Genomic DNA, 8,173 nt, shown 5'->3' on the forward strand with positions numbered 1-8,173 from the left:
CCGCTTCGGCCGAAGCCGAAGCGGATGAAAGTGAGTCACATGTTGGCGTTCAAGGCTCAACGGCTGGCCTCGTCACGGGCCCGGCTCATCTTGCCCGCCAGATTCTTGAGCGCCTCGTCGGCGAAGATATCCTCCAGATCCCGGGAGAGCTTGCGACGCCAGTTGGGGTACTCGTAGCTGGTACCCGGCACGTTGACCGGCTTGTCCATCTCCAGCCAGTCTTCGAGCTGGGTGCTGAACAGGGCACAGCTGCCGCGGGACATGTGCAGTTGCAGACCGTGGTTGAGCTCGGTATTCATGCCGACCCAGTTCACGTCGTGACTGATATTGCCAGAGATGACCCCATGAGCATGCAGGCTGTCAAGGATCCGCTGCTTGGCCTGGTGGCGATCAGCATACAGGGTCTTGAGTACGTCTTCATCCGGGTACAGGCCCAGTTCGCGTCCCAGCGCCAGATCGTCGCAGTGCCAGAAGCCTTTGAGGGTCGGCATGTCGTGGGTGGTCAGGGCGGACATCGCCTGCTCGGTGTAGTGCGCCGGGGAGATGAAGCCGCCATCGTCCTTGGAACGCTCGAAGAAGAACACCTTGTAGGAGTGGACGCCGTTCTCTTTCAGGGTCACGTCGATCCCCTCCGGCACGGTACCGAGATCCTCGCCGATCAGCAGACACTGGTTGCGGTGGGACTCGAGGGCCAGGATCCCCAGCAGATCGTTCACCGGGTAATAGATGTAGGCCCCCTTGGCGGCGGACTCTCCGGGCGGCACCCACCACAGGCGCAGCAAGGCCATCACGTGGTCGATGCGCAGGGCGCCGCAGGAGCGCATGTTGGCACGGAACAGATCCACCATGGGCTGGTAGGCGGCCTCGAACAGCTGGTTCGGGTTCATGGGGGGCAGGCCCCAGTTCTGGCCGAGGGGGCCAAGAATGTCGGGCGGTGCACCGACCGAGGCTTTCGGGCAGTAGAGATCCCGGTTTGCCCAGATCTCGGTGGAACCTTCGGAGACGCCGACCGCCAGATCCCGGTAGATCCCCATCACCATGCCGGCGGCCTTGGCGCGGGCATCGGCCCGGGCCAGCTGCTCGTCAGCCAGGAACTGCAGATAGAGGTAGAAGGCCACATCCTGCTGGTGCTCGGCCATCCAGGCCGCCACTTCGGGGTTGTGGTAATCGCGCAGCGCCTCGGGCCAGACCGGCCAGCCCCAGGCATTCTCGCCCTTGGCATAGAAGTGGGCCTGCAGGGCGTCAAACGCCGCCTGCTGTTGCAGGCTGTCACCGCCGGCAGCCACGAAGGCATCTAACGCAGCCTGACGCTCGGCGCTGAAGCTGGCCTGGTCGAACACCTGGCGCAGCATCCCGATCTTGGTCTGGATGACGCCGGTGTAATCCACGTTGTCCTTGACCCGCAGGGAGGTGAGGTGCTGCTGGAAGGCCGGGCTCGCCACCTCCGCTTTCAGGCGATCGTTGCCCAGGAATTCGGGCACCGCTTCCACATCGATATAGGCGACGTTGAGCCAGCGACGGGAAGAAGGGCTGTAGGGGCTGGCACTCTCCGGGTTCGCCGGATAGAGGGCATGAATGGGGTTGAGACCGACGAAGTGGGCTCCCCAGGCGGCGGCATTCTCAACCAGCTGGCCGAGATCGCTGAAATCGCCGATGCCCCAGTTGTGGCGGCTGCGCAGGCAGTAGAGCTGGACGCTCGGGCCCCACACCTTGCGACCATTGGCGATGGGCGCCTGCTTGTAGCAGGACTTGGGTGCGACGATGAGACGCATGGTGGCCAGCGGCTCGTCATTGCCCTCTTCCAGCAGGATGAGCTGGTGATAACCCAGCGCAGGCTGCACATCCAGGGTGACGCGATAAGCCTGACACTCCATCTCCTCGAACTCGGCCACCCCGACCAGCTCACCCTCGATGGGGGTGAGTTGACCGGACAGCACTGCACCCTGCTCCTGCTGGAGCTGCCAGGTGAGGGCATCGTTGACGAATTCGATGGGGAGGCGAACCTCAAGAGTAACGGCGTCGCCGCTGCGTACCACCATCACGGGATCCAGCGCGCGCAGCCAGTGCTGGCGGTGCTCCTGCTCAAGCTGTTCGGACAGGGCGGCCTCGTCGTCGACGCGGTAGCCCATGGCGCCCAGCATGGCGGCCTTGCTCTCTTCCGATACCAGGGCCGGCTGGCCCCAGGCATCAACATACTCACTGGCAATGCCTTTGGCGGCAGCCAGCTGTTCAATCAGGGTGGTCATAGTTTGAGAATTCCCGCTGTGGATTCTGTCTACGCTATTTTGTGATTAATTTTTATGGTTGGTACTTGAACAGTGGCTCTTTGGCCATGCTAAACCGCGCACATTTTTACATATCTCCCCGGCTGGATGTGTGACCGGGCAGGCACTATTGTTGTTCTCTGCCACCGACTTTGCTGATGATGCATTCAACAAAAGTTGGTAGCCAGTTACATAAACCGAAAATAAATTTCACAGTTTTTCATGATATAGCGCAATTTCGCGCAGATTGTTGGTTGACTCGCGAGGGAGTTCTAGTAAATTTACAAACGGAATTTTCTTTGACTACTGAACAGTTAGGTAACCAATTATGACTATCAAAGTAGGTATTAACGGTTTTGGCCGTATCGGTCGTTTCGTTTTCCGTCTGGCCGCTGAGCGTGCTGACATCGAAGTGGTTGGTATCAACGACCTGATCGACGTTGACTACATGGCTTACATGCTGAAGTACGACTCCACTCACGGTCGCTTCAAGGGCACTGTTGAAGTCAAAGACGGCAACCTGATCGTCAACGGCAAAACCGTACGTGTTACCGCTGAACGTGACCCGGCCAACCTGAAATGGGGCGAAATCGGTGTTGACGTTGTTGCCGAAGCAACCGGTCTGTTCCTGACCGACGAAACCGCTCGCAAGCACATCGCTGCCGGTGCCAAGAAAGTCGTACTGACCGGTCCGTCCAAAGACGCTACCCCGATGTTCGTCATGGGCGTCAACCAGGATTCCTACGCTGGCCAGGACATCGTTTCCAACGCTTCCTGCACCACCAACTGCCTGGCCCCCATCGCCAAGGTTCTGAACGATACCTTCGGTATCGAATCCGGCCTGATGACCACCGTTCACGCTACCACTGCTACCCAGAAGACCGTTGATGGTCCGTCTGCCAAAGACTGGCGCGGTGGCCGCGGTGCGGCTCAGAACATCATCCCGTCCTCTACCGGTGCTGCCAAGGCTGTTGGCGTGGTCATCCCGGAACTGAACGGCAAGCTGACCGGCATGGCCTTCCGCGTGCCGACTCCGGACGTGTCCGTTGTTGACCTGACCGTCAACCTGAAGAAAGAAGCGTCCTACGCTGAAATCTGCCAGGCCATGAAGGCTGCCTCCGAAGGCGCCATGAAGGGCGTGCTGGGCTACACCGAAGACGAAGTGGTTTCCACCGACTTCCTGGGTGAGCGTCAGACTTCCGTGTTCGATGCCAAGGCTGGTATCCAGCTGAACAAGACCTTCGTGAAAGTCGTCTCCTGGTACGACAACGAAATGGGCTACTCCAGCAAGGTTCTGGACCTGATCGCTCACATCTCCAAGTAATTTGGGATGCGCAATCGCGTAGCTTGAAAAAAGGCGGCCAATGGCCGCCTTTTTGTATTCTGAATCACGGACCCTTTCTGAATGTCCCCGAGCACTGGAGCCTTTATGACACCGACACGTACGCTGACTGCCCACTGCACCCTGAGCCAGGATGGCCTGCCCCTGCTGACCATAGACAATGAGCACGCCAGGGCCGAGATAAGCCTGTTTGGCGCCCATGTGCTGCGCTACCAACGCCATGGTGAGCCGGCCTCTCTCTGGCTCAGCGACAAGGCGATACTGGATGGCAGCAAGCCCATTCGCGGCGGCATTCCCCTCTGCTGGCCCTGGTTCGGCCCCTCCCCCGCTCGCGTTGGCAGCGGCAAGTCGGCTCATGGCTTCGCACGCAACTGCCTGTGGACGCTTGATGGGGTCTCCGATCACGGGGATGGCACACTCGTCCACCTCTCCCTGCGTGACAACGATGCCAGCAGGACGCTCTGGCCCCATGCCTTCGAGCTGGAGCTGGACGTACTGGTCGGCAAGGAGCTTTCCCTGGTGCTGACCACCCGCAACACCGGCAAGTCAGCGCTCACCTACAATGCCGCCCTGCACACCTACCTGCAGATCAGTGCGCCGGAAGCGGTAACCGTGACCGGCCTCGGCGAACCCTATCTGGACAAGCTGACCGGCCGCAACGAACTGCAACAGGGAGCGCTGACCGTCACCGCAGCCATGGATCGCATCTACCGCCAGCCCGATGCCATGGTCAGCGTGCAGGATGGTGAGCGCACCACCCGGGTGGTCAGCGGCAACCACGACAGCGTGGTGGTCTGGACCCCCTGGCAGGAAGGGGCCAGCGCCATGGCCGACATGAGTGACGACGGTTATCGCACCATGCTCTGTGTCGAGGCGGCCATCACCGCCGAGGACGGGATCACCGTCGCGCCCGACGAGGAGCACAGCGTCTCCACCGTCATCATCTGACGATACGGCTGACGGATAAATTAAAGAGGGCTCCCGCGGGAGCCCTCTTTGCATCTTGCCATCAGCGACGATCAGGCGTTGCCCTGGGTCTTGAGCTTGAGCTCGGCGGCGAAATCCAGCATGCGATCGAGCGGGACAAGCGCTTTGAGACGCAGTGCCTCATCCACATGGATCTCGTGACGCTCGGCACCGTCGGTCAGGGCTTCCTTGATGGCCACCAGGCCGTTCATCGCCATCCAGGGGCAGTGGGCGCAGCTGCGGCAGGTGGCACCATCACCGCCGGTGGGCGCCTCCACCATCTCCTTCTCCGGGCAGGCCTGCTGCATCTTGTAGAAGATGCCGCGATCGGTCGCCACGATCAGTTTCTGCTGGGGCAGCTCTTTGGCGGCCTTGATGAGCTGGCTGGTGGAACCCACCGCATCCGCCAGCTCGATGACGGAGGCCGGGGACTCCGGGTGCACCAGCACGGCGGCATCCGGGTTCTGGGCCTTGAGCTCGCGCAGCGCCTTGGCCTTGAACTCGTCGTGCACGATGCAGTGACCCTGCCAGCGCAGCATCTCGGCCCCCGTCTTCTTCTCGATGTAGGCGCCGAGGTGTCGGTCCGGGCCCCAGATGATCTTGTGACCCTGACTGTCCAGATGCTCGACGATCTCCAGCGCAATGCTGGAGGTGACCACCCAGTCGGCCCGTGCTTTCACCGCTGCCGAGGTATTGGCATAGACCACCACGATGTGATCGGGGTGAGCATCGCAGAAGGCGGAGAACTGGTCGATGGGACAACCTAGATCAAGCGAGCACTCGGCCTCCAGCGTCGGCATCAGCACCCGCTTGTGGGGGCTCAGGATCTTGGAGGTCTCTCCCATGAAGCGCACACCAGCCACGATCAGGGTCTGGGCTGCATGGTCGCGACCGAAGCGGGCCATCTCGAGGGAGTCACCCACGAAGCCACCGGTGGCTTCTGCCAGGGCCTGGATCTCGGGATCCGTGTAGTAATGGGCAACCAGCACGGCTTGGCGCGCCTGCAGCAGCACCTTGATCTCGGCGATCAGGGTCGCCTTCTGCTCGGGAGTCAGGGGCTGTGGTTTGGCCGGGAAGGGGTAGTCCATCTCGACTACCGGCGGAATACTGCTCAGTGCATTGCTCATTGCGACTGTTCCATCAACGCTCGGGAAGGCCAAAATTATAACCAGAAGCCGTGCACAAACCCATCAACAAATCCAGTACAGTACAACTGTCAGGACCCGCTCCGACCATATCGTTGTCATTCTTGCCAAAAGGAGTTGTCGAATGAAACAACGTTCGCTCAAGACCAAGTTGTTGTTGCTCACGCTGGGACTTTTTCTCGCCAGTGGCGTCGCCATGACATGGATACAGTCCTCCTCGCTGAACGGCCTGCGCGATGACATCATGGCGCAGACCCGTGGCGCCCTGGAGCAGGAGGTTTCCCGTTCCCTGCAATTCCAGGCAGAGCGGTATGCCGTGCAGATCGAAGACCAGTTGCAGCAGGCCTATCAGATACCGCTCGGCATGGCGGCGCAGCTTGAAGGAAGCATGGCCCAGCCGGACCAGCGGCTGAGTCGCCCACAAGTGGAGCTCCTGCTTGGCAGCCGCCTGCGCCAGGCAAACGGGATCAGCTCCATCTACGCCCAGTTCGAACCCAACGGTTACGACGGACAGGACGCCGACTGGCAGACGGGCGCCAGCCATTCGGTTGCCGGTAAGGGCAGTCTCGAGGTCTACTTCACCCGGGAACAGAACGGAAACATCGCGCAACAGACCATAGATGCCGCCACCAGTGACGCCAAGTTCGACACCTCGCGCAATGAATTCGGCATTCGCAACAGCGAGTGGTATCTCTGCGGTCGCGAGACTCGTCGCCCCTGCCTGATGGAACCCTACCTCTACGAGATAAGCCCTGGCCAGAAGATGCTGATGACCAGCCTGACGGTGCCCGTCCTCAAGGATGGCAAGTTTGCCGGGATCACCGGGGTCGACATGAACCTGCCCATCTTCCAGCAACTGGCCGAGCACCTTGGCAAGAGCCTCTATGACAACCAGGCCGAGGTCACCCTGGTCAGCAAGGCGGGCTTCATCGTCGGCAGCAACCGCCATTCGGACAAACTGGGGCGTCCCCTGACAGAGGCCGGACTGGTTGCCCCGAATGGACGCCCCGCCGATACCGACAGCGATTTCATCTTGCAGCAGCCCATACGGATCGAGGCTGCCGACAACCAGTGGTGGCTGATGATCAAGGTGCCCAAGGCCCTCGCCCTCAGCCAGGCCAATACCATCAGCCAGCAGCTCGGCAGCCTGTTGCAGGCGACCCAGCAGCAGCAGCTGGTTGCCATCGTTGTCATCACCCTGGTGGCCCTGGGGCTGCTTGTCTGGTTCATCCAGACCATCACGGCGCCCCTCTCCCTCATCAGCCGCCACGTCTCCCACCTCGCCAGCAATGAGGGCGACCTGACCCAGCAGATGCGCATCGACACCCACCAGGAGCTCATCGAGCTGGGCAGGCATCTCAATGCCTTCCTCGGCAAGCTGAGGGCCATGGTGCAGGGCAGCAAGCAGATTGGGCAACAGGTGCATCAGCAGGCCAGGGGCATGAAGCAGACGGCCGATGCCATACGCAGCAGCCTGGATGATCAGAGCCTGGAGCTGGAGAGCGTGGTCAGCGCCATGCACGAGATGAGCACCACGGCAGTCAGCGTGGCGGGCTATGCGGAACAGGCGGCGCAGGAGTCGGAAGCGGCGACCCACCATGTCAGCACGGCCCAGCAGACCTTGAGCAGGGCCCGCAGCGAGATCCATACCCTGGTCGAGGACATGCATCAGGCCGACAAGGCGGTCGCCCAGGTCGCCCAGCGCAGCACCAATATCAGCCACATTCTCGATGTGATCCGGGCCATTGCCGAACAGACCAATCTGCTGGCCCTCAACGCAGCCATCGAGGCGGCTCGGGCCGGCGACATGGGCAGGGGTTTTGCCGTCGTGGCGGACGAGGTGAGGGCGCTGGCCAACAAGACCCGCTCATCCACCGACGAGATAGGGCAGCTCATCGGCAGCCTGCAAACCGAGGTCACCAGCAGCCAGCAGTTGATGAGCACGGGGATCGCCCGCTCGGTGAGCACGGTTGAAGGCACGGAGCAGGCCTTCGAGGCACTCAATCAGGTGGTCACCCAGATCCAGCAGATCCATGATCACATCAGCCAGGTAGCGACCGCCGCCGAGCAGCAGAGTGCCGTGAGCGACACCATCAACCAGAACCTGATGCGCATCGGTGACGCCGCCACCACCCTGGGACAAGAGGCCAATGCCAGCCAGCGCCTGAGCGAGGCACTGGAACAGGCGGCCACCACCCTGGCAAGCGAGCTGGATCGACTGCGAACCTGATGGGAGACGGAAACGAAAAAGCCCGCATCGCTGCGGGCTTTTCAATATGGTGGTCGTTACTGGGCTCGAACCAGTGACCCCCTCCTTGTAAGGGAGGTGCTCTCCCAGCTGAGCTAAACGACCTGGGATATGACTGAAATGATGGTGGGTCGTGCTGGATTCGAACCAGCGACCAATTGATTAAAAGTCAACTGCTCTACCGACTGAGCTAACGACCCATCGAAAT

At 61.1% G+C, this 8,173-nt stretch carries 5 protein-coding genes and 2 tRNA genes; 3 read left to right on the forward strand and 4 right to left on the reverse strand.

What is annotated here, in order from left to right; genetic code table 11:
• Window positions 1-56 precede the first annotated feature (56 nt).
• Window positions 57-2,246: a 4-alpha-glucanotransferase gene (malQ, locus tag AB5Y68_RS05915; RefSeq protein WP_039039386.1), complete on the reverse strand. Its 2,190-nt coding sequence runs from the start codon at window positions 2,244-2,246 to the stop codon at window positions 57-59.
• A gap of 346 nt (window positions 2,247-2,592) precedes the next feature.
• Between malQ and gap the strand changes: the two genes are divergently transcribed.
• On the forward strand, window positions 2,593-3,588 hold the full coding sequence (gene gap, locus AB5Y68_RS05920) for a type I glyceraldehyde-3-phosphate dehydrogenase (protein ID WP_010672882.1): 996 nt from the start codon (window positions 2,593-2,595) through the stop codon (window positions 3,586-3,588).
• Between the two features lie 105 nt (window positions 3,589-3,693).
• Window positions 3,694-4,554 carry a D-hexose-6-phosphate mutarotase gene (locus tag AB5Y68_RS05925; protein ID WP_368206964.1) on the forward strand — a complete coding sequence of 287 codons (861 nt, stop codon included), beginning with the start codon at window positions 3,694-3,696 and terminating at the stop codon, window positions 4,552-4,554.
• Window positions 4,555-4,625: 71 nt separating this feature from the next.
• On the opposite strand, the gene nadA is transcribed toward AB5Y68_RS05925, so the two are convergent.
• A complete protein-coding gene (nadA, locus tag AB5Y68_RS05930) occupies window positions 4,626-5,699 on the reverse strand; it encodes a quinolinate synthase NadA (RefSeq protein ID WP_010672880.1) in 1,074 nt (357 codons plus the stop codon).
• Window positions 5,700-5,841: 142 nt separating this feature from the next.
• On the opposite strand from nadA, the gene AB5Y68_RS05935 reads away from it, so the two are divergent.
• A complete protein-coding gene (locus AB5Y68_RS05935; protein WP_039039384.1) occupies window positions 5,842-7,947 on the forward strand; it encodes a methyl-accepting chemotaxis protein in 2,106 nt (701 codons plus the stop codon).
• A gap of 47 nt (window positions 7,948-7,994) precedes the next feature.
• Here the strand turns inward: AB5Y68_RS05935 and AB5Y68_RS05940 are convergent.
• Window positions 7,995-8,070, reverse strand: a tRNA-Val gene (locus AB5Y68_RS05940).
• 19 nt (window positions 8,071-8,089) lie between these two features.
• Window positions 8,090-8,165: transfer RNA gene (locus tag AB5Y68_RS05945), tRNA-Lys, on the reverse strand.
• Between the last annotated feature and the right edge of the window lie 8 nt (window positions 8,166-8,173).

Source organism: Aeromonas sp. R6-1 (genome assembly GCF_040908165.1).
GTDB lineage: Bacteria > Pseudomonadota > Gammaproteobacteria > Enterobacterales > Aeromonadaceae > Aeromonas > Aeromonas caviae.

Excerpts from the sequence above, each read along its gene's own strand:
- AB5Y68_RS05925 (WP_368206964.1), top strand. The coding sequence starts at position 3,694 with ATGACACCGACACGTACGCTGACTGCCCACTGCACCCTGAGCCAGGAT.
- gap (WP_010672882.1), top strand. The coding sequence starts at position 2,593 with ATGACTATCAAAGTAGGTATTAACGGTTTTGGCCGTATCGGTCGTTTC.
- AB5Y68_RS05935 (WP_039039384.1), top strand. The coding sequence starts at position 5,842 with ATGAAACAACGTTCGCTCAAGACCAAGTTGTTGTTGCTCACGCTGGGA.
- malQ (WP_039039386.1), bottom strand. The coding sequence starts at position 2,246 with ATGACCACCCTGATTGAACAGCTGGCTGCCGCCAAAGGCATTGCCAGT.
- nadA (WP_010672880.1), bottom strand. The coding sequence starts at position 5,699 with ATGAGCAATGCACTGAGCAGTATTCCGCCGGTAGTCGAGATGGACTAC.